The 21,198-nt window shown below is 65.8% G+C and carries 15 protein-coding genes and 1 tRNA gene; 10 read left to right on the forward strand and 6 right to left on the reverse strand.

From position 1 onward, the window contains the following. Positions 1-209 precede the first annotated feature (209 nt). The 4 genes from DT069_RS21265 to DT069_RS21280 all read left to right on the forward strand — a co-directional run bounded on the left by DT069_RS21265 (position 210) and on the right by DT069_RS21280 (position 3,332). Positions 210-545 (forward strand): ferredoxin family 2Fe-2S iron-sulfur cluster binding protein, encoded by a 336-nt coding sequence (locus tag DT069_RS21265; protein ID WP_119462347.1) that lies wholly within the window; start codon positions 210-212, stop codon positions 543-545. 103 nt (positions 546-648) lie between these two features. Further along, positions 649-2,004: an alpha/beta hydrolase family protein gene (locus DT069_RS21270; RefSeq protein ID WP_119462348.1), complete on the forward strand. Its 1,356-nt coding sequence runs from the start codon at positions 649-651 to the stop codon at positions 2,002-2,004. Positions 2,005-2,037: 33 nt separating this feature from the next. After that, the gene (gene mnmA, locus DT069_RS21275) at positions 2,038-3,159 is read left to right on the forward strand and encodes a tRNA 2-thiouridine(34) synthase MnmA (protein ID WP_119462349.1); all 1,122 of its coding nucleotides are present in this window, start codon (positions 2,038-2,040) and stop codon (positions 3,157-3,159) included. 96 nt (positions 3,160-3,255) lie between these two features. Beyond that, a tRNA-Met gene (locus tag DT069_RS21280) sits at positions 3,256-3,332 on the forward strand. A 10-nt stretch (positions 3,333-3,342) separates the two neighbouring features. Here DT069_RS21280 and DT069_RS21285 read toward each other — a convergent pair. Next, a complete protein-coding gene (locus DT069_RS21285; protein WP_119462350.1) occupies positions 3,343-3,663 on the reverse strand; it encodes a tyrosine-type recombinase/integrase in 321 nt (106 codons plus the stop codon). 31 nt (positions 3,664-3,694) lie between these two features. Then, positions 3,695-3,868, reverse strand: coding sequence for a hypothetical protein (locus tag DT069_RS24745; RefSeq protein WP_162913340.1), 174 nt, complete (start codon positions 3,866-3,868; stop codon positions 3,695-3,697). Between the two features lie 127 nt (positions 3,869-3,995). Between DT069_RS24745 and DT069_RS21290 the strand changes: the two genes are divergently transcribed. Further along, entirely contained in the window at positions 3,996-4,268 is a 273-nt protein-coding gene (locus tag DT069_RS21290) for a DUF1488 family protein (protein ID WP_119462351.1), read from the forward strand. Between the two features lie 70 nt (positions 4,269-4,338). On the opposite strand, the gene DT069_RS21295 is transcribed toward DT069_RS21290, so the two are convergent. Continuing rightward, the gene (locus tag DT069_RS21295) at positions 4,339-4,647 is read right to left on the reverse strand and encodes a hypothetical protein (protein WP_119462352.1); all 309 of its coding nucleotides are present in this window, start codon (positions 4,645-4,647) and stop codon (positions 4,339-4,341) included. Beyond that, positions 4,644-4,889: a hypothetical protein gene (locus tag DT069_RS21300; protein WP_119462353.1), complete on the reverse strand. Its 246-nt coding sequence runs from the start codon at positions 4,887-4,889 to the stop codon at positions 4,644-4,646. Before DT069_RS21300 ends, DT069_RS21295 begins: the two co-directional genes overlap by 4 nt. Positions 4,890-5,323: 434 nt before the next feature. On the opposite strand from DT069_RS21300, the gene DT069_RS21305 reads away from it, so the two are divergent. The 5 genes from DT069_RS21305 to DT069_RS21325 all read left to right on the forward strand — a co-directional run bounded on the left by DT069_RS21305 (position 5,324) and on the right by DT069_RS21325 (position 19,115). Then, on the forward strand, positions 5,324-9,079 hold the full coding sequence (locus tag DT069_RS21305) for a hypothetical protein (RefSeq protein ID WP_119462354.1): 3,756 nt from the start codon (positions 5,324-5,326) through the stop codon (positions 9,077-9,079). Continuing rightward, positions 9,080-9,514, forward strand: coding sequence for a hypothetical protein (locus DT069_RS21310; protein WP_119462355.1), 435 nt, complete (start codon positions 9,080-9,082; stop codon positions 9,512-9,514). A 422-nt stretch (positions 9,515-9,936) separates the two neighbouring features. Beyond that, complete coding sequence (locus tag DT069_RS21315; protein WP_119462356.1) at positions 9,937-12,378, forward strand: FecR domain-containing protein; 2,442 nt, start codon at positions 9,937-9,939, stop codon at positions 12,376-12,378. Positions 12,379-12,423: 45 nt separating this feature from the next. Further along, on the forward strand, positions 12,424-17,319 hold the full coding sequence (locus DT069_RS21320; RefSeq protein ID WP_119462357.1) for a PKD domain-containing protein: 4,896 nt from the start codon (positions 12,424-12,426) through the stop codon (positions 17,317-17,319). Positions 17,320-17,345: 26 nt separating this feature from the next. Next, a complete protein-coding gene (locus tag DT069_RS21325; RefSeq protein ID WP_119462358.1) occupies positions 17,346-19,115 on the forward strand; it encodes an adenylate/guanylate cyclase domain-containing protein in 1,770 nt (589 codons plus the stop codon). Positions 19,116-19,301: 186 nt separating this feature from the next. On the opposite strand, the gene DT069_RS21330 is transcribed toward DT069_RS21325, so the two are convergent. Both DT069_RS21330 and DT069_RS21335 read right to left on the reverse strand, forming a co-directional pair. After that, positions 19,302-19,880 (reverse strand): hypothetical protein, encoded by a 579-nt coding sequence (locus DT069_RS21330; RefSeq protein ID WP_162913341.1) that lies wholly within the window; start codon positions 19,878-19,880, stop codon positions 19,302-19,304. A gap of 148 nt (positions 19,881-20,028) precedes the next feature. Continuing rightward, positions 20,029-20,679: a DUF2161 domain-containing phosphodiesterase gene (locus DT069_RS21335; RefSeq protein WP_119462360.1), complete on the reverse strand. Its 651-nt coding sequence runs from the start codon at positions 20,677-20,679 to the stop codon at positions 20,029-20,031. Positions 20,680-21,198 lie beyond the last annotated feature (519 nt).

A 21,198-nucleotide genomic window follows, 5' to 3' on the forward strand; every position in this document is an offset into this window, starting at 1 on the left:
CGTTAAGCCGTTAGCGGCTTGATCTGCCGTGCTGCGGAGTTGCCTTGACCTGTGAGGGCACCTGTGGCACCCGATGCCGGCGTAGCCCGTGCCGGAGCCTCAGACGACGGCGAGCGGCGCCGAACCGGCCACATCCGGTGAAAGAGTTCGCGAACGTCCGAGCGACGGACAATTTATTAGAGAGACTAGTGGTTACGGAGACTGGCCTGATGCCGAAGATGACCTTCATTAACACCGACGGGACTCGCCTCGAGGTCGACGCGCCGATCGGGCTGTCGGTGCTCGAGATCGCCCACCGGAACAATATCGATCTGGAGGGCGCGTGCGAAGGCTCTCTGGCCTGCTCCACCTGTCACGTCATCATCGATCCCGAATGGTACGAGGCGCTCGCCGAGGCGACGGAGGACGAGGAGGACATGCTCGACCTCGCCTTCGGTCTGACCCAGACCTCGCGGCTTGGCTGCCAGATCATCATGACCGAGGAGCTCAACGGGTTGACCGTCGCCCTGCCGGCCGGCACCCGCAACATGATGGCCGGCGAGTGAGGCACTCGGGTGACGCCCCGGGCGCATCGCTTTATGCACCAAACAGGCCGCGCCGGCCCCGACATCTGATCCACCATTGAGGGGCCGCCGTACCGAGCGCGTCATGCCGCTGCTCACGAGTCCGATCGGCGGGCTGGTCACGCGCCCCTGGTTCGACCGCGCCGCCCTTTGGGGTCTGTCGCGCTGGGCCTTTCCGCTGTCGCGCGCCTGGGCGGCAGGCTCGGTTGCGGAGGGGGCGATCGACCGCTTCCTGGCGGCGTTGCCGCTGCGCCGCTTGCCCGGCGGGACGGAGGCCCAGATTCAGAATGCCCTCGCCCGGACGGCGGCGCTGCGCCGGCGGTCCGAAGCGGCCGCGCAGCGCTGGGAGGCGGCTTTCTTCGGCGAACACGCGACTTCGCCGAGCACGCTTGCGGCGATCGATCGCGAGCGGCGGCGGGCGAGCAACGCCTATATGATGGCGCGCTGGAGCTATCTACCGCTGCGGCTGCGCACCAATCTGCCGGCGGCGCGGTTCGCGATTCCCGATCCGGCGCGGGTCGAGGCGGAATACCGCCCGCTTCTCGCCGACCCGGAGTCAGCCTGCGACGTGCCCGATCCGCTGCCCCCGGTCCAGGAATCGCAGCGGATCTCAGGCCCGTTCGGCACCGAATACTGGCTGCGGTTCCCATCGCCCTGCGCGGCGATCGGCGATACGGCCTGGGCGCATGTCTTCGAGCCGGTCGGGGTGCCCGACCCGGCGACACTGGTCTATATCCATGGCCTCGGCGTCGAGCTCGAGTCCCTCGACGGGATCGACGACCAGATCGTCGTTGCGCTCGCACAGAGCGGCGTGCGCGTCGTGCGGCTCGACGCCCCCTGGCATGGCCGCCGGCGGCAACCTGGATATTACGGCGGCGAGCCGTTCATCGCCGGACTGCCGATATCGGCCTTCTCGTTCCTGTCGGCGGTGGTGCCCGAGCTCGCCACGCTCGTCGCTTGGTGCCGCTCCAACAGCGCCGGCCGCGTGGCGATCGGCGGGGTCAGCCTGGGGGCGCTGTCGGCGCAGCTCGCCGCCTGCCGCGCCCGCCATTGGCACCCGTCGGCGCAGCCGGATGCGCTCTATCTCACCACCACCACCGACGATGTCGGGAGCCTCGCCTTCGGCAGTTCGCTGGCCAAGGCGCTGGGCCTTGACCAGGCGCTTCGCCGGGCCGGCTGGACGGCGGAGCGGTTCGCCCGCTGGAATCCGCTCTGGGAACCCCTCGGAGCGCTGGCGATGGCGCCGGAGGACGTCGTCATGGTGCTCGGCTGCTATGACGACGTGACGCCGTTCCACCGCGGCATGGCCCTGGCGACTCGCTGGCACCTGCCGCAGGAGAACGTATTCCTGCGCGATCAGGGCCATTTCACGGTGCCGCTCGGCTTACCGCGCGACCCGGCGCCGCTGAACCGCTTGGTCGATCGGCTGCAGCGACCATAGCGCTCGACGCGGCAAGACATTATATTACGCGCCATGAATTCGCTAGGTTTCGACAGGGCTCCGGCTGAGACGCGCGTGGTCGTCGCGATGTCCGGCGGGGTCGACAGCTCGGTGGTCGCCGCTCTCCTGAAGGGGGAGGGGTACGACGTCGTCGGCATCACGCTGCAGCTCTACGACCACGGGGCCGCGGTCGGCCGTAAGGGCGCCTGCTGCGCGGGCCAGGACATCCACGACGCGCGGCGCGTCGCCGACCGGCTCGGCATCCCCCATTACGTGCTCGATTACGAGAGCCGCTTCCGTAGCGCGGTGATGGAGGATTTTGCCGAGACTTACCTCGCCGGCGAGACGCCAATCCCCTGTGTGCGCTGCAATCAGCGGGTGAAGTTCCGCGACCTGCTGGACACCGCCCGCGACCTCGGCGCCGCGGCGCTTGCCACCGGCCACTATGTGCGCCGGATGATGGGGGGCGAAGGGCCGGAACTCCACCGCGCCGTCGATCCGGTGCGCGACCAGAGTTATTTCCTGTTCGCGACGACGGCGGAGCAGCTCGATTTCCTACGTTTCCCGCTCGGCGACAAGCCGAAGGCCGAGACCCGCGCGCTCGCCGAGCGGCTGGGGCTTGCCGTCGCCGCCAAGCCGGACAGCCAGGATATCTGCTTCGTGCCGACCGGCGGCTATGCCCGTGTGGTCGAGAAGCTGCGGCCCGGCGCGGTCGAGCCGGGCGACATCGTCCATGTCGACGGTCGCGTGCTCGGCCGCCATGACGGAATCATCAATTACACCGTCGGGCAGCGCCGGGGCCTGCGGGTGGCCGACGACGGGACACCGCTCTATGTCGTCCGCCTCGATCCGACGAGCCGCCGGGTGGTCGTCGGCCCGAAGGCGGCGCTCGCCACCGGCAGCCTCACGGTTCGTGATCTCAACTGGCTGGCGCGCGAGCCGCTCGGCCCCGAGGGTCGCCCCGTCACGGTCAAGCTGCGCTCGGCCAGCCCGCCGGCGCCGGCGCGGATCTTCGCCGCGGATGGCACGGTGCGGGTGCAGCTCACGCAACCGCAGTTCGGCGTCGCGCCGGGGCAGGCCTGCGTGGTCTATGACGGCGACCGCGTCCTCGGCGGCGGCTGGATCGCCCGCGACCAAGCGGCGCTCGCCGCCTGAATCGGCCGCGGGAAGCGCCGGAGCCCGGCTCGCTTGACAGGTACAAGGCGAAGGCCATATACCCTGTCGCCGCCAAGGCGCGGCGATCGACCTTGTGGCGGAGTAGCTCAGCTGGTTAGAGCAGCGGAATCATAATCCGCGTGTCGGGGGTTCAAGTCCCTCCTCCGCTACCAATCTTTTCAATCACTTAGTACAGCCGCCTTCGGGCGGTTTTCCGTTTTTGGTCCGCAGGCGTTCCAAATTCACGATTCCGACCTTGGCCTGGCGGCGCTGTTCAGCCTCTTTTGTGTACTTCGCCGCCATAGCGTCCTTCTGGTGTCTAATCACGGCCATGATAGTCCGCATGTCGCATTCCGCGCCGACCAGCGCCTTGCCGATCGAATGCTGGAAACCATGGAACGTCAGGCCCGGTTCGATCTTCCCCTCAGCCTTCAACTGGCGCGTCTCGATAGCAGAGCCATCATAGCTCTTCCATGTCATCCGCAGGACATCGCCCTCGCGCAATCCTTATTCCAGCCGATCACGACGGGCACCTTCAATTCGAGGGGCGCGGCCTCCATAGCCGTCGCCCGCCGATCCCCATCGGTTTAGCAGGACAGTGCTGCTCAAAGAAGGCAATGGAGACGCCACCGCAATAAGCGGCCGCGACGTCGCGACTCATCAGCAGCGGCCAGTCGGGCATATCGACGAGGCGCGCCTGCTCAGCCATTCCCGCGCTCCCTCTTGAACGCATCGCGCACCACGTTGATCGCCGCCACGCGCTGGCCCCCAGGAAAGATTGCGCCTTGCGGCCCGACAGCGCATGATCCGACCTCGCCGACGAAGGGAAGCAACCCATGTCGCTGCAATTTGCCCGCCAGGATGGCGTCTATAACGCGGACACACAGGCCGTCCGCTTCTTCGCGACGGACGGCAAGGCGTCCGTGATGTTCACAATTTCCCGTGAGGCGCTGTCGGATATGGAGAGGGCAGAGAGCCTGACGCCAAAGCAGGTTGCCGCCGCGCACCGGAGGCATCTTTTGAAGATTCGAGACGTGGCCCGAAAGGTCTATGCCGCCCAAGGACCTGGCAGATCTGGGCCGTATATTCTCAAGACCGAGCACTTCTGACGCGGACAACAAGCGGGGAATCCGAGTCACGCCGCCTCCTTCCCGAGCCGATCGATGTTGATGGAGAGCGTCAGTCCGGCGCCTTGCACAGTGGATGACGGGGCCCGGCACGGTCCGCCAGTTCGCGGACCTCGCGGGCGTATTCGGGATCATCCAACTTTGCCGCGTCCGCATAGGCACGGAGCGCCGCCTGCGCATACTTGTCCTTCAATTTGATGGCGAAGAACTCTTCGGGGGAACTTGGCGTTGCCAAGTCGACGCGCCCGCCGTGTACGAGTGTCTGCAGCGCACGTTGCTCAGCGGGCGTGAGGTCTCCACGCAGGCGAACCAGCGCATACTTACCCTTGCCGTCTCGATTGAGATTGCGGTCGAGTTTCATACTGCCGTCCTCCATTGGTCGATGTTGACGAGGTGCGGCTTGAAAACAGTTATGACGACCTGGGGGTTCACCTCCCAGGCACCGGCGCCGTGGATGGAGCGCCACAGGCTGGCAAAGCTACGCTTGGCGGTCGGCTCGTCGGTGTCGCGAATATCCTCCACCGAGAAATGCCGCCGTCCATCGCTATCTTGGGGCTGGAACTTGCTCACGCCCTCCGCGATCGCATCCGCCTCGCTGATCACCTGCAGGCGCTACAGGCGAATGTCGGCGACATGCCAACTAAGGCTATCGACAGAGGCTCTGGTACAGACACGGACTCAGGAAACTGTGCTCGAGTTAAAAGGGGGTGCCGAGGTGGTGCCTCTAAAGGTCAAAGCATAAGCTTTCTGGCTTATGCGCTTATCTCAAAGATCTCTGTTCGCCGAGTACTCTTCCTTGGCAGACTTGCCGTCTCAGGCAGAACGATCCTGAGCGCATCTGGAATCGCTCGAAGGCCTCATCCGAAGTCACGATCAAGCCAGTGGCGGGCGGTGCTCGGCGCCATCGCACATTCAGCCCCAAGACGGACTCCAGCCGCGTCGTCTGCCTCTATGGGGCGCTGCGCTTCTCGGATGGTTCAGATGTCACGACCGCCAGAGGAACGACCCGGGACAGTTGGCGGCAGGGGAGAGATGTGATGAACCAGAGGGTCACGGCGCTGCTGCGGTCCGAGGCGGCCGAGATGGAGCCCGACGAGGTATTGCGGGCGCCCACGGCCATGCTGATGGGCGTCTCCGCCGCCGCCCAGTCGGCGCTTGCCGCCATCAACATCCGGTCGATCTTCGATCTCGCCGCGGCGCGCGTCTTCGCCGGCGCCACGCGCCTGCTCGAGATCGGGCGCGATCCGAACGCCGTCGAAGCCCGCCTCGACGCGGTCGCCGGCGACATCGCCGACGTCCCGCCGGGGGTGCCCGTCCGCGACCTCGTCAACCAGCCGATCGGCGTTCTGCGCGACATCGGGCCGGCGAACGCCGCCACGCTCTCCAATGCACTGGATGTCGGCACGGTCCGCGACCTCGCGCTGTGGCCGCCCTATCGGTCGGCCAGGGAGATCCTGAAGGTCGCCTTCTATCCGGAGCAGGTCGAGGGCTTCGATCCCGAGGCTCCGCCCGACCTGTTGCCGGCGACGGGCAATTATCCGACGGAGCGGGTGTTCTTCCGCAAGCTTGTCATGGACCGCCTGCCGAACCCCGGCGAGGGCGCGCAGCCAATCGAGGATGCCGACGCGCTCGATCTCGCTGCGACGATGGCCGCAGCCGACGGTTTCACAAGGCTGGCAACCGGCGCGCTTCTGACGTTCAGCCAGTCGTGGTACTCGCAGGGCGTCACGCTCGGTCAGCTGCTGCACAGCATGTCGCTCGCACCGGGGGAGAGCACACGAGTCGCCGTGGTCGACTGGTCACGCCGCAGTCGTGCGGCCGCGAGCGAGGACATCTCGGAATCGGAACTGCTGTCGAACACGATGACGCACAGCCGCTCGCTGAGCGAGGTGACGAACGCGACCGCGACCGAGTTCCAGAGCGGTAAATCAAGCACCCGGTCGGAATCGACGACGGGGCAGGCCGGCGGAGGATTCGGACTCGATCTCGGCCCGCTCGCCATCGGCGGATCGGGTGGCACGTCGAACACGACGACCGAGGTGATGAGCGCATCGTCATCGTTCGGCGCACGCGATCTTGCCGCCGAGTACGCGCAGCAGATCAACGACAGAAGCCAGCAGAACGCCTCGTCGGTGCGCAATCGCCGCGCGTCGATCGTCCGCGAGGTCTCGCAGACCGAACACGAAGCGATCTCGACGCGCGTGGTGACGAACTACAACCACATGCATGCGCTGTCGATCAGCTACTACGAGGTCGTGCAGGCGTTTCGGACGACAACGCAGCTCGAGCGCGCGGAACGCTGCCTGTTCGTGCCGGTCAGGATCGTCGATTTCCGCGATCACGCGACGATCGACCGCTGGCGACTCGCACTGGCGGATGCCGCGCTGACGGCCCGCGTCCGGCGCCAGCTCACCGTCGAGTACGGCGTCGTCGAGGTCGTCCCGCAGACGCCGCGCGTGACGCCTGGCATGGTCATCGCTGGGCATGTCGCCGATCTTCGGGCGACCGGCGTCCTCACGAGGCGCCGGCTCTCAACCGGAGCTGCCCCGGCGGCCGGCCCGGCAGCAGCCGCCGCGGCTGCGCCGTCAACCCAGCCCGCGGACGCGCCGACCGACGCGGGAACGGAGAAGACGGAGCCGCCGGCCCTCGATTACCGGCGCGCCCCCGCCAATTCACCCGCCGCGCTGCTGACCGTGAAGGGCTGGGACCTCGACCAGCTGAATCGCATCGGCTGGGCGACCGGCCGGCCATCCGCACAACCCAACTCGGATTCAGTGTTCGTCTCCGATGATGCGCTGGTGATCGGACTTTCGCTGCGGGAAGGACAGGCGGCCCGCTTCGTCGTGCGCCTGCGCGACGGCCGTACCGTTGAGCCGGCCAGCACGAGCACCACCGACGTTGCGTTCGCCGTACCGGTCGCGATCGTCGAGCTCGACTCGATCGCCGTGCAGTATGCCGGCGAGTCGGTCCTTCGGACGTCGCTCGTCCTGCAGCTCATGCTTTCGGGCACAGTCCTGCCGCTCAGCGTACCGGTCGAGTTGCGGCCGATGAGCCAACCCAAGGATGTCATCAAGTTCGGCGGGGCCGGTGCCGCCGGCGAACTCGTTGCGCACCTCGAGGCGAATCGGCTGCATTATACGCAGGCGATTCTGCGCACACTCGACGTCGCCATGATCGGCGCACTTCTCGCGCGCTACACCTATCGCGGCTTGCCGCTGATCCAGCTCGTCGATTCGCAGCCGGTCGCCGTCGTCGCAAACAGCTTGGTCTTCAAACTCAGCGTCTCCGCGGACGGCGAACCCGACGACCGGCGCTGGACGGAGGAGCAGGCCGCGTGGAAAGACTGGCTGTCGCGCCACGGGCTCAACCATCCGGTTCCCCGAAGCGAGACGATTCCGCTTCCGTCCGGGGGTGTGTTCGCGGAAGCGGTTCTCGGGCGGTACAACGCCGCCGAGAAGGTCGATCTCACGCGCTTTTGGAACTGGCAGGATTCGCCGATCCCGATCACGGCACCGGAGATCGCCGCGGTGCAAGCCGGCTCGCGCGCGCAGTCCGACGAGATCCGCCCCGGACAGTTGTCGGCGCCCGTGCTGTCGATCCAGAGCCCGACCGCGCTCCCGGATCCGACCGGCGTCGCGGCGATCATCAGCGCCGTGCAGAACGGCAACATGTTCCGCGACATGAGCGGCATGGTGCAGACCGCCGCGCTCGCACAAGCCGCCCTGCAGGCGAGCGCGCAGGGTGCGACCGCGGTCGGCGAGCAGGCGGGCCAGAATCTTGCGACTGTGATGTCGAACCACACCGAACGGATGCGGATCGCCGCGCAGCTGCTCAGCGCGGCGGCAGGCGTGCCGTCCATCGGCGGCGCTGGCGGCGCTACGCCTCCGCCCGGGAAGGGAACAGTGAGCGAGCGAGGCGGTGAGCTGAATACGGCCCGTGCGCTGGACGCCGAACGCAGCGCAGCCGAACCCAGCCCAGAGGGCGAACCGATACGCATGACCGACATCTCTCCGACGGAATTCGCCGCAGACACGTCCGGCGCGTCTTCGTCGATGCAGCCGCGCACGATAACCGAGGACATCTTTCGCCGGCAGGCGTCAGGGCCGACAGGCGGCATCGTCGGCGACGGCATCCTGAAGCTGGTGAACGCAGTCACCGAGGAGGACGAGACCGGCGCCACGGGCGGGGGTGGCAGCGGGTCGACCGCCCCATCGGCTCGCCGGCTCCAGGTCACGACGCAGTTCTGGATCCACTCGACGGCGTCCGTTCCCGGTCCGCCCCACCCGAACGGCCCGATGGCCGACCAGGAAATTGCGGTGCGGATCTGGGACGGCCGCGGCAACCGGCTGCTCTGGCCGTCCAAGAGAAGGCTGGGGGTCTACTACGAGGCAAAGCAAATCAATGGCCTCATCACGGGCCCGATGCTGACGGGAATCGAATCGGACGAGGTCGCGATCATGGCCGTCGTGCGTTACGGCGGCCCCGGCGGCAAGATCTACTCCAAAGCTGTCGCCTACAAGCTACCGGCCGGCGATTCGCTCGACGTGACTGTCTACGTGACCTATACCACGACGTCGGTCGTGGTGAAGGCAGCAGACGACACGGCGGCCATTACAAAGGCCCGCAAGACGCTGCGCGAGAAGTATGGCATTACGGATGCGATGATCTTCAGCCCCTTGGTCAAGTTCATGGAGGACGACCCGGGCTGGTTCACGGTAGACCTCGATCACTTCACGGGCGAGATGCGATTCGACCCGAGACCCCTGGTGTCGTTGAGCGGAGGGCGAGGATAAATGTCCGTCACTTTATTGGGACCCGACGCGCTCGATGCCTTGCTCGACACGGACCCGCGGGTCACCGTCTCCAACCGCGCCCGCGCGCCATCGCCCGTTACGATCCTCGCGGCGGTGGTCGCGCTTCACGACGAGGATGGCGAGGTGCGGTTCAAGACGGCCTACCGGCTGAATCTCGGGCCCGGCGCGGCACGCGCGCTCGATCCGTTTCCGCCGACGCCGAAAGCGCTGCTCGCTGCGGAGATCGTGCTGCGCGTGCTGGCGGGAGAGAATCCGCAGGTGGTAGAGGTCTATGCGAAAGTAGGGGCCGACCCGGCCGATTCGCTCGGTGATGTGGAGTTCGGCGTGACGAACGCCGGTGATCCCGACGAGCCGAACGCGACGCTCATCGCCGACGCGCCAGAGTTTGCAGTCTATACACGCACGATGAACTGAGAGGCGCTGTCACGTCGGTCAGTCGGATTCCGTGGGCCGGATAACCGGCCATCACTCACCTCCTGCGGATCGATGACCACCGCCCTGGATCGCCATCCAGGCAGTCGACCGGAGCTATGTTGTCGTGACAAGCGACCGCGGGTTTCCGTCGGCATTCTTACCGACGGGCGCCGGTAGTGAGATAATAATGGGCGGCCTCGGCCCGATGGCGGTAGCTCCCAGGCCGGATGGCTGCCCAGGACGTCGCGGCCCAGGCATCCATCTAGGGACGGTGCAGGAAAGCTTGCGGTAACTCGAAGGATAAAATCATCTTCGACCAATGCGAAAGAAAGGGGCTCCGCGCCAAAGCCAAACGCGGCTTCCGCTTCTCGGATCGCCGCACTTAAGAGTGACCTTGCCGAGCATTGGTCCGGCGGCTTACGATGGCTTTCAGCCTATCGGAGCAGGGGGACGCGCCTGCGCGCATCGCAGGTGAACCGCTCGAGTCAGGCCGGTCAATGGAGACGCCGAGGAGACGGCGCGGCATTCACGGTACCCGTAGGCTCGCTCGGGGCTGCGGACTGCTGCTTATCCTCTTGCTATCGCACGGCGTCTCCAGCGCCGCAGCGGACACCTTCAAGATCCGCGTGAAGGACGGCCAAACTCTTCGCGACATTGCCGAGGAGTATCTCGGCGACCCCGATATGTGGGTCGAGATTCTCCGCGCCAACGCACTACCGTCCATCACCGACGTGCGTGCGGGGACTGAGCTCGTGATTCCGGCGGCTGAGATCTCCACGACCAACCGGGCGCTCGGTAAGGCGCTCCGGGAAATTCAGCAGGCGACCGAGGAAGGTGCACGGCTATTTGCAGGCGCCGAGATCGAGAAGGCCATCGGGCTCTACGAGGAGGGGCTCGCGAAGCGAAAGGCCGGTGAATGGGAGGCGGCAGCGACTCTTGCCGGGGAGGCGAGTCTCGCGGCCGCGGAGGCCCTCAGGATCGCTGCCGCGCAGCGCGACGTGGCGGCCGAAGCGCTGCTCACCGACCGCCACGGCTGGGTCGAGGGAAGGCGGGCGCAGGACCTGGTCTGGACCGATCGCGCACTGAACGTGCTCCTGATCGAGGAGGAGAACGTCCGCACGCTCTCGCGCTCTTCGGCGCAGATTACCTTCCGGGACGAGAGCCGGCTTCGCCTCAGCGCGAACTCGCAGGCCGTCATTCAGCGCATGCGTGTCGATCCGCTCAGCCGCCGTGAGGAGGCCAAGGTCAGTCTTGTCGAAGGCGACTTCTACGCACTGCTCAGCGGCAGGAGTGAAAGGACGACATTCGCGCTCGAAGTGCCTGAGGTCCGCACCACCGTAGAAAGCCGCAACTTCTGGGTCCGGCGCGACGACAGCGGTGCCAAGTTCACGAACTATGACGACCGGGCACTTGGCGTCGAGGCCAATGGTGACGTGGTCACGCTCGGCCGCAATGAGGGCACCCTCGTGCGCAGCGGACAGGCGCCCAGCGATAAGGTCAGTGTTCTGGCCGCCACGGCACTCCTCGCGCCGGCGGACAACAGCCAGGCGTTCGACTCGCAGGTAGCATTGAGTTGGGCGGTACTTCCAGGTGCCGCCGGCTATTGGCTCGAACTTGCCCACGATCCCGGCTTCGAGCGGATGGCGATCAGCCGATGGGGCCTCAAGGCTGCGGGCTTTGATGCCGGGCCGCTCGAGGTCGGCACCTATTACTGGCGCGTCGCGGCGCTCGACAAGTTTGGTCTGCCGGGCGAGCGCAGTGTGGCTTGGCGCTTTCACATGCGGGTGGACCGCACGCCGCCCTACTTGACGATTCAGGAGCCGACAGAGGGAACAATCATCCGCCTGGGCCCGGTCCGGATCCGCGGCGAGATCGAGGCGAACGCCCGGCTCCGGCTCAACGGGGAAGATGTCCAAGTCGGCGAAGGCGGTGCGTTCGACCTGACGTTCGGGGCTGCACCGGGCGACAACGCACTGATCCTGGAGGCAATCGATCCCGCAGGCAATGTCACCAAGCGCACACGCTCCTTTGTCTACATGCCGGACACCCGCGCTGCTTTGCTCTTCGACGACAGAATTCCGCACCTCACGCCGCGCCATTTCCTCACCAACCGGAATGTCATCTCGCTCGCCGGCATGACGAGCCCGGGAGCGCAGCTCGTGGTTCACTCGGCAGGAGGGGCGCCACGCGTCTCGACCTATGCGAACGGCGACGGCCGCTTCGCTCTCAACCTGCCGCTCAGTCAACTCAGCGAGAATTTCATCATCGAGGTCGTTCAGCGCTCGGGCTTTGCCAGCCAGGACCGCTTCATTGTCTCTCAGGATCAGGAGCCGCCGGCGATCGAGCTGGAGGAATCGCCGCCCGGCGTCACGGCGGTCGAATGGCTCTCGCTTCGTGGCCGAGCCGACGGCGCGCGGAGTCTCTCTCTGAACGGCCAGCCGGTTCAGCTGATCGATGGCGTGTTCGATGAGACGGTGACCCTGCGTCAGGGAGACAACCACTTCGAGCTCATTGCCACGGACGCGGTCGGCAATGTTCGGGTCGAAAGATTCGATGTGGGTCTGGACCAGGAGCCGCCCGAGCTCGTGAGCTACGATCTGTCTCCGCGAACGCTGCGTCGCGGCGAGCCGCTTCGGATCGAGGTGACCGCTCACGACACCTCTGGCTTGCGCAAGGCCGCATCGGTCCGGATGCGAATTGCCGACATCGACTATGCCGACTTTCTCGAGCTCAGCGGCGTCACCGGAACCTATCAACGGACGGTGCTGCTGCCGCCCGAGGCGGTCGGCCGGGTGACATTGACGGAAGTCGAAATCGAGGATTACGCGGGAAACAGGGCCCGCTTGAGGCTGGACAACGACTGACCTTGAGTTGGATAGCCAAAGGCGGCCGCGGCAGAAGAGGCGATCATGCAACCGAACGTGAGCGGCACGCGCATAGGGTATCTTTTTCTTGCCGCGGTCCTTTCGGGCTGGACGATGGCCGCAGCCGCAGCCGAGGAACCGCTCTCCGTCACTTATGGAGAGGCAGCGCTCACGACCGAGGGCGATCCCGAGTTCCGCGAGATCATCTACTTCCGGGTGCCTCAGTCGACGACGGGCCGCCTCTATCTCCGGGTCTTCGACGCAGAGGTCGGCGGAGCGCATGATCTGCGCTACGGGACCGGCTGGGACACAGGCATGCGCTATGTCGTCTATGGCGGGAAGGGCGCCGCTACCCTGCCGGACTCCCCGCTTGCAAGGAGACGCGATGCCGGCACGGTGGAACCGGGCATGGAGTCGGAGGAGGCTACCTCCCATGGTCTGGGAGGCACGATCCTGGCTGACCTGACGATCGGCGAGGAAGCGGCGCATGACGACATATGGCAGACGCTCGCGAATTTCATGCCCGAGCAAGGCGATCCGATCGACGGCCAGTATGTCTTTCGGCTCGAGGTCGTCGGACATTCCGGCGATGACGCCAATCTTTTCATGGCGACACTGAGCTTGCGCGATCGGCGGAATGCCACCCCCTCCAGCCTCGAGACGTTGAGCTTCGCACCGACCATTCGCATTCCCGACCGCAGCCGCCTCACCGAGCTCGCGTTCGAGATCCCGGCCGACGCCGAACGAATCATCGTGCACAATTTCGATGCCGCGTACGGTCGCGTCGCGTTTGCCGGGACCTACCGTACGATTGAACTCGCCGCATCTGGCCAGGACGAGTGGCAGCAGAGCGAGATCACGCTTCTCCCTGAGGAGCAGGGTACCGACGGTTCGATCACGGTTGCCGGTGGCGAAGAGAGTCCAAACGATCTCACCCTCTTCGTCACGGACAGCGCCGGGCACCCGCTGCCGATGCGCCTGCAGGCCGAGAGCTGGTCGCCGAACGGTCGGCCGCAGCCGGTGGCAGACAGCACGCTGCTCGCCGACTGCTCCGCGTTTGCCTTCGACGCGGCACGCTCGAGCGACCCGGACGGGGACCAGCTGAGCTATCTCTGGGACTTCGGCGATGGTGCCAGCGGCGTCGGCATCGCGGTCGTGCACCGCTATCAGGAGCCTGGCAGCTACAATGGCGCGCTGCGCGTCCTCGACGACTCGGGGCAGATCGGCAGTGGCGCCATGCAGCCGTTTCGCGTCGTTGCGAAACGCCCTCCTCGTGCCGATGCCGGTCCCGACATTGTCGTGGCGCCCGGCGAACCCGTGAACTTCGACGGCACGGGCTCCACACCTGGCGACCGGCCGATCTCCCGCTACAGCTGGAACTTTCAGGATGGTACAGAGGACTCCGGCCCGAAGACCGCTCACGCGTTCACGAACTCCGGCCGCTACGCCGTGACCCTTCTGGTTCAGGATGATCAGCCGGGAGCCTGCAATTCATCGACCGACCAGATCATCGTAGATGTCAATGTGCCGCCCGTGGCCGTCGCGGGCCTCGACCGGCGCGCCTCGGTCGGGGAGACCGTCGAGCTGGACGGTCGGCCGAGCTACGACATCGACGGGCAAGTTACAGGGTGGTCCTGGGATCTCGGTGACGGTACGACGGCGGAAGGTCCGACGGTTGCGCATCGCTATGAGCGGCCGGGCACCTACGCGGTGACGCTTACGGTGCGCGATGCCGCCGGTCTTGCCAACAGCACGGCCACGAACAGCGCGCGAATCATCGTCAATGACCCGCCGGTAGCTGCGGCCGGGCCGGACCGAAAAGTGGCGGTCGGCGAGATTATCGCCTTTGATGGACGCGGGTCACTCGATCACGACGGCAAGCTCGTCCACTATGCGTGGGATTTCGGCGACAAGTCGGAGGGCGTCGGGGCCGAGGTGCCTTACGCCTATGATCGGCCTGGGACCTACGAGGCCGCTCTGGTGGTCACCGACGACTCCGCTACCTCCACCAACACGAGCAGCGACACAGCGATCATCGTCGTGAATGCTCCGCCGATCGCCCGGGCCGGTGACGATCAGATCGTGACCTCAAGCGAGGTTCGCTTCGACGCGACGGCTTCCGAAGATCCCGACGGCAAGATCGCCCGCTATGCATGGGACTTCGGCGACGGGGCCACCGGTGAAGGTGCCAGGACGGCTCACGTCTATCGCAAGGCGGGCCACTACCGCGTCAGCCTCACCGTGACCGATGATTCCGGCACGTCGCGGAGCAGTGCAACGGACACCTTGCTCCTGCTCGTCAACGAGGCGCCCATCGCCGACGCCGGAAAGGATCAGCTCGGCGCGCCCGGCCAAGAGCTCACTTTCCTGGGCTCGGGATCGCTCGATCCGGACGGCGACGTGGCAGACTATTTCTGGGACTTCAAGGACGGTTCCACCGCTACTGGCGAGCAGGTTGCCCATCGCTTCACGCGGCCCGGGATCTACCAGGTTCAGCTGTCCGTCCGCGACAACACAGGTCAGCCCGACGCAGTCGATTTCGACGAAGCGGAGGTGGTGATCAATGCACCCCCCGTCGCCAACGCTGGCGCCGATATCTTCGCCACGCCAGGCGACGAGGTAGTGCTGGACGCCGGAAACGCATTTGACCCGGATGGCAGCATCGTCAGCTATCGCTGGGACTTCAACGACATCGCCGAACCCGCGACCGGACGCACGGTTTCACGGGTCTATGCATCGCCCGGGATCTATAGCGCACGGCTCACCGTTACCGACGGCAGCGGCGCGAGCAACGGCGTCGCTCAAGACGAAGTGGTTATTCGGATCAACCATGCTCCGGTCGCGCACCCCGGAGAGGATATCTTCACCTCGAGCAGTACCATCACCGTCGATGGTGGCGCCTCGACCGATGCCGACGGCGACGCCCTCGTCTATAGCTGGGACTTCGGCGACGGCTCACCGCTGGCGGGTGGCGTCAAGGCGACCCATACCTACGTGACGGGCGGCACCTATCCCGTGGTGCTGACCGTTGATGACGGGACCGGGTTAGGCAATGCCAAGACACAGGCCGCGATCACCGTAACCGTCGATCGCCCGCCGGTGGCCGACGCAGGCGGCAACAGAGAGGTCTGTGCAGGTGATGTGGTGGTCTTCGACGGCAGCAATTCGCGCGACCCGGAGGACGGCCTGCTACGCTACCACTGGGACTTCGGGGACGGCAGCGATGCCGACATCGTGAATCCGACCAAGACTTATCATCACGGCGCCGCCTATCCGGTCACGCTGACCGTCGAGGACGACTCGGGCTTCCCGGCAAACCGACATACCGAGCGCGTCCTTGTCCGGGTCAACGAGTCGCCGATTGCGGATGCGGGGCCCGACCAGAGGGTCTGCGCTGGTACGGAGGTGCACTTCGACGGGTCGGGCTCGCGCGATTCCGACGGCGTGGTCAACCGCTTCACCTGGAACTTCGGAGACGGCGCCGCCGGCGGTGGCGATCGACCTGTCCACATCTTCGGCAAGCCGGGCGACTATCGCGTCGTTCTCACCATCGAGGGAGATCAGGTTGGCCAGTGCGCGAACACCAACTCCAATGAGATGATCGTGCGCGTCGTGGAAGCGCCGATTCCCCGCATCCTTGCGCCGGCCGGCATTGCGGTCGGCGATGCCGCTGCCTTCGACGCCTCAAGCTCAACAACGACGTCTGGCCGGATTGTCGCCTGGGAGTGGGACTTTGGTGACGGCAGCTCAGCCGAAGGCCCGTCGGTGCGACATGCCTACGAAAAGTCCGGCAGTTTCGTCGTCACGCTCACGCTTCGTACTGAAGGCAGCGTCGGTACGTGCAGTGTGGTGACCGCACAGCACGCGATCGTCGTCAATGCACCACCGGTGGCCGATGCCGGTGGCGACCGAACCGTCGGGATGGAGGAGATCCTGTTCGACGCCTCGAAGTCCCATGACCCGGATGGCGGCATCGTCGCCTATTCCTGGGATTTCGGTGACGGTACGACCGCGTCTGGGGTCAATGCCCGGCATAGCTTCCGCAGGAGCGGCCGCTACGAGGTGACGCTCACGGTCACGGACAATACGAATCTGTCGAACAACAAAGCCACGGATACGATCATTGCTGTCGCCAACCAGGCGCCAATGCCGGTCATTACGGCGCCGAAGGCCGCCTGTCCCGGCGACGAGATCGCCCTCGGTGCCGGCACTTCCCTCGACCCGGACGGACGGATTGTCGATTTTGACTGGAGCTTCGGCGACGGCCAGACGGCGCAGGGGCAGGACGTGTCGCACGTCTACCAAGCCTCCGGGCTCTACGAGCTGGTGCTGACCGTCGACGACGGCGCCGGCCTCAACAACAGCCGACAGCACAGTGTGGTCCGGGTTCGCGTGAATCAGCCGCCCCATGCCGAGGCCGGACCCAATCGCTTCGTCTGCCCAGACCAGGAGGTGACGTTTGATGGTAGCGCATCGGTCGATTGGGACGATCGCCTGGTCGAATATCGGTGGGATTTTGGCGACGGCACAGGTGCGGACGGGATGAACGCCACGCACAGCTTCACCAAAGCGGGTGTCTACGATGTCCGCCTCACGGTCACGGACGATTCGGGGTCGAGCTGCGCTGCCGACACGGACGTCGCGCGCATTATTGTCAACACGCCACCGGTTGCCCAAGCCGGTCACGATCGTGAAGGCTTCGTTGGCGGGGCGCATGACGAACTCATGTTCGACGCGTCTGGGTCGCAGGATGCCGATGGCCACCCGTTGAGCTTCCTGTGGGATCTCGGTGATGGGGTCGTGCTTGCCGGGGACAAGGTCCGGCACAGCTACGCCGAGCCAGGGACCTATCCCGTACGGCTGACAGTCAGCGACGGCTCGGGCCTGTCCTGCGGCAAATCCTCCGACACGGTGGAGGTGAACGCACGTCGTCGCGAGTAGCAAGCAGGAGCGATTGGAAAAGCACAATGCCACGCCTCACGCTGCGCTGGAAGCTGCTGCTGTTTGCGGTTGCGATCGCCGTGGTGCCGATCCTGGTCGCCGGGCGTACCATGATTCGCATCGGCGAGGACGAACTCAAGAGCTCTGCCAACGAGCAGCTCCTGGGCGTCGCCAGCGAGCTCTCCCGCGAGATCAACGATGTCTTCGAGGGAAGCTGGCTCGGCCCCCTGCTTCTAATCCGCAACGCGATCGACGACGATCAGTTGGGGGTCGAGGAAAAAATCGCCATTCTCACCCTCGGTATCTCGGATATTGCCGACATCGTCGCCCTGCAGATCACCGTGGACGGCGCCGATATTCCGCTCATCGTGACGAAGGACGATTTCAGCAAGTCCCTGCAGGCGGCCGGTCTCGATCCGCTCGAAGTGCTCCGCGTGTCGCCGGAACAGGTAAGAGCGCTTCGTGAATCCGAGATCGTCGTTGCGGAGGATGCAATTTACGTTCCGGAGAGCGACAATTGGCTGGCGACCATCGTGCTGCCACTGCGCTCGAGAATTGCCGGCGCCGATGCCGTCCTGTCGGCAAGGATCGACCTGCACCGCTTATGGCAGATCATCTACGGCAATCCATTCACGAAGGTAGGGTTTCTCACCGTCGTGGACCGGAAGGGACGGGAGGTCCTTAATGCGGGGCAGCGCGATCTCAGCCACCATGCCATGGTCGCCGACGCGATGACTCTGCTGTCGTCTTCGACGCGGTCTCTTGGCGTTGCGCCCTATGCGCGCCCGGATGGCGAGGTCATGCTGGGCGCCTATGCGTTTCCCCGGCCCTTCAGATGGGCCCTTCTCGTCGAACTCCGGCAACGTGACGCTTATCTCGCCGTCGAGAAGATGACCCGCAGCCTTGTGCTCTGGGGGGCGGCGGGCTTGGCCGTCGCCGTCCTGGGCGCGATCGCCCTCGCATTCGGGATCAGTCGGCCGATCCTTGAAATTGACCGCGTGGCGGGGGAGGTCGCCAAGGGTAACTTCGCGGTCCGGGTCTTGCGGGGCGTGCGCCTCAACGACGAGATCGGCGACCTCGCGCGGCGCATGAATGCGATGATTGTTGGCCTTGCCGAGCGGCTTCAGCTGGAGAAGTTCGTCTCCCTCGGCACTATAACGGCGATCAGAGGGGCCGAGCAGTATGGTGTTCGCCTGGGTGGCGCGCGCCACCGCGCCACGATGCTGTTCTGCGATATCCGCGGCTACACGGCGTTCGCGGAGCAGCACGAGCCCGATCTGGTCATCGACGTGCTGAACTTCTACTTCCAGCATCTGGCTGGCCTCGTAAAGGAGCATCACGGCGATATCGACAAATTCGTGGGCGATCAGATCCTGGCGGTCTTCGCAGGAGAGGGGGGAGAGGGCTATGCGGTACGCTGCGCGCTCGCGATGCAGGCCAAGATGAGTGAACTGAGCGCCGACCGCCCGAGCTGGAATCTCGCTGTGGGCGTCGGAATCAACACCGGCGACGTGATCATGGGCGCCATGGGCAGTGTCGAGCGGATGGACTACACGGTGTTGGGAGACGCCGTAAACGTGGCGGCCCGTCTGTGCTCGCTGGCCGAGCGCGGGCAGTCTCTGGTAAGCCAGACCACATTCGAGGCTATTGGCGAGATCACCGATCTGCGGATCGAGGCGCTCGCACCGATTCAGCTCAAGGGCAAGCGCGACCCGGTCCAACTTTATCAGGTTTGCCCGAATCCAACGGTCGGACTCGTTGCTGAGCGCGACACATGCGCGGTCGAGGCTGACTAATCGCTCTTCCACACCTATCGCTGGAAGGAGGAAACGTTCTAACGTCCCGAGGTCCGCTTCCGCCTCCTCTCCGCGTCGTCTCAGCGCTTGAGCCGTTTCCGCGTCCTTGAGAAGGAGGGGCGGATCGCGGAGGCCAGCCTAGGGAGTGCATTCATCACGTGAACCGCTCGATCCTTTGACCGCCAGTCATTGCGTGCGCGGCGATGATGGCCCGTCGCGGCGTGAGCCATGCCGGGCCTCGCCCAGGGTAATTCCGGCAAAATCCATCTGGAGCCCCACCAAAGCAAGCGTCCGCTGGTCGGGCTCGCGCTCGGCCAGCAGGAACGGTCCGAAGTCGGCCGCCTTGGTTCGCGCGATCAGCACCAGCCCGGCCGGCAGGACGACGAGCTGCCAGAGCACGTCTTCGGGTTCGCAGCTGGCGGTGATCGGATCGATCCCGCTCGCGCTGTGCGCCGCCATCCGCGCGAAGGTGAGCATGCCGGCCGCATCGTGCATCGCGCGCCGGTAGGCCGGATGCGCGCCAAGCGGCACCGGCCCCATTTCAGCCGGCAGGTCCATCGTCGCGACGATCTTCGGCCCGAACGGCGTGCCCAGCAGGCGGCCCTCGATCAGAATGGCGGAGGCGCCCAGATCGCGCATCAGGGTGCGGCAGTGCCCCAGCATCGGGTGCCAGAGCGGGGGCGGGTTCGGGATCAGGACGGGCGTACAGTGCGGCATGACCCGTAGATGGTCCTTGCATCGCCTCAAGGCGAGAGGCAGGACCATGATGAAGCTGGTCGGCGATCACGCGAAGACGCGGCTCGCGGATCTCAATCGGATCGCCGTCGATCACGATCGCCTGCCCTGCTGGATCGGCAGCGAGGCTCGGCCACGTCAAGCCACAAAGCCGGCGACGGAACCGGGTGCCGCGCGTCTAAGCGGGTGGCCAGCGCGTCAAGGCTGCCCGCCCCTCGTCCGTCAGCGCATAGAGCCCGCGCTCGACCCGAACGAACCAGCCGTACACGTTCCCCAGCAGGATCTTCGGGGCGTCCGGGATCGCCGGCTTCAGGTCGCGCGGCCGCCGCGGACCGTCTTGAAGCGCCGCCGCACAGCTCAGCGCCTGCTGCCGATAGGCGGTCATGATCGGCCGCCGCGCGCCACAGCCGTGGACCGGATCGCCGCGCCGGCGGCGGTGTTCCTCGACGAGGCGCGACCGGCGCTTCGGATCGCGGCGCGGTCGCCAGGGGCGAGGCTCGACCAGGATCTCGACCCGGCCCGAACGCAGGACGCTGAGAAGGCCGAAGCCCAGCAACCGGCAGAGCTTCCGCGTTCGCGGGTCGCGATCTCGGCCGCGCGTCGAGGCGCGCACGGCGAGCCAGACTTCATCGCAGGCTGTCGCCCGATCGACGCCTTGCAGCACAAGCTCGAGATTGAAACTGAGCTTCAGCTCGCCGATCACGACGAAGGGGGGTGTGTCGCTGCGGAGCGCCACCAGATCGCAGCCGCAGACCTCGCCCTTGACCTCGAATCCGAGGGTCTCGAGAAAGGATTTGACGGGCAGGTAAAGCGACGTCTCCAAGGCCATCGGCTCCCACTAATGTGGCGCGAGAATGCCGATGCGCGGCCGCGCAGAGCAAGGCTGATTGCGTGTCTTTGATTGGGGGGACGCGTGATGGTCCTCCCCGTGGCTAGACGGGGAAACGTTGCAATTCGCCTTCGCAGGGGGGCGCGGGACTCCGGATAAGGCGAACGACAAACGACCACCACGCGACGGTTGTAATCTGCCATACGCGATCCGCGGCTGCCTTAACCTAAAGCAAGCCGCCACGGGTTTTTACAAACCCGCAACGCTCCTACTTCGGCGACCGGCGTTGGAGCGGGCTTTTCCTGCGCCAAACGGGGCAAAAGGCGTGTGCCGCGGTCGATTCAAATAAGTTCATGACATGGAACGGTCCCATGCAGGTGCACTTGACAGGCGACGAGTCGCCGCGCCAAGTCCCCGATCAGTTGCCACCGAGGCTGAGCTCATATCCTCAGCAGCTCGCATTGGTCGGTCTGCTCGTACTATACCGCCGCGCTGTCGGCAGGCCGCCCAGGCCGACGA

Origin of the sequence: Virgifigura deserti (assembly GCA_003576685.1) — a bacterium.
In the GTDB taxonomy this organism is placed as follows: domain Bacteria; phylum Pseudomonadota; class Alphaproteobacteria; order Dongiales; family Dongiaceae; genus Virgifigura; species Virgifigura deserti.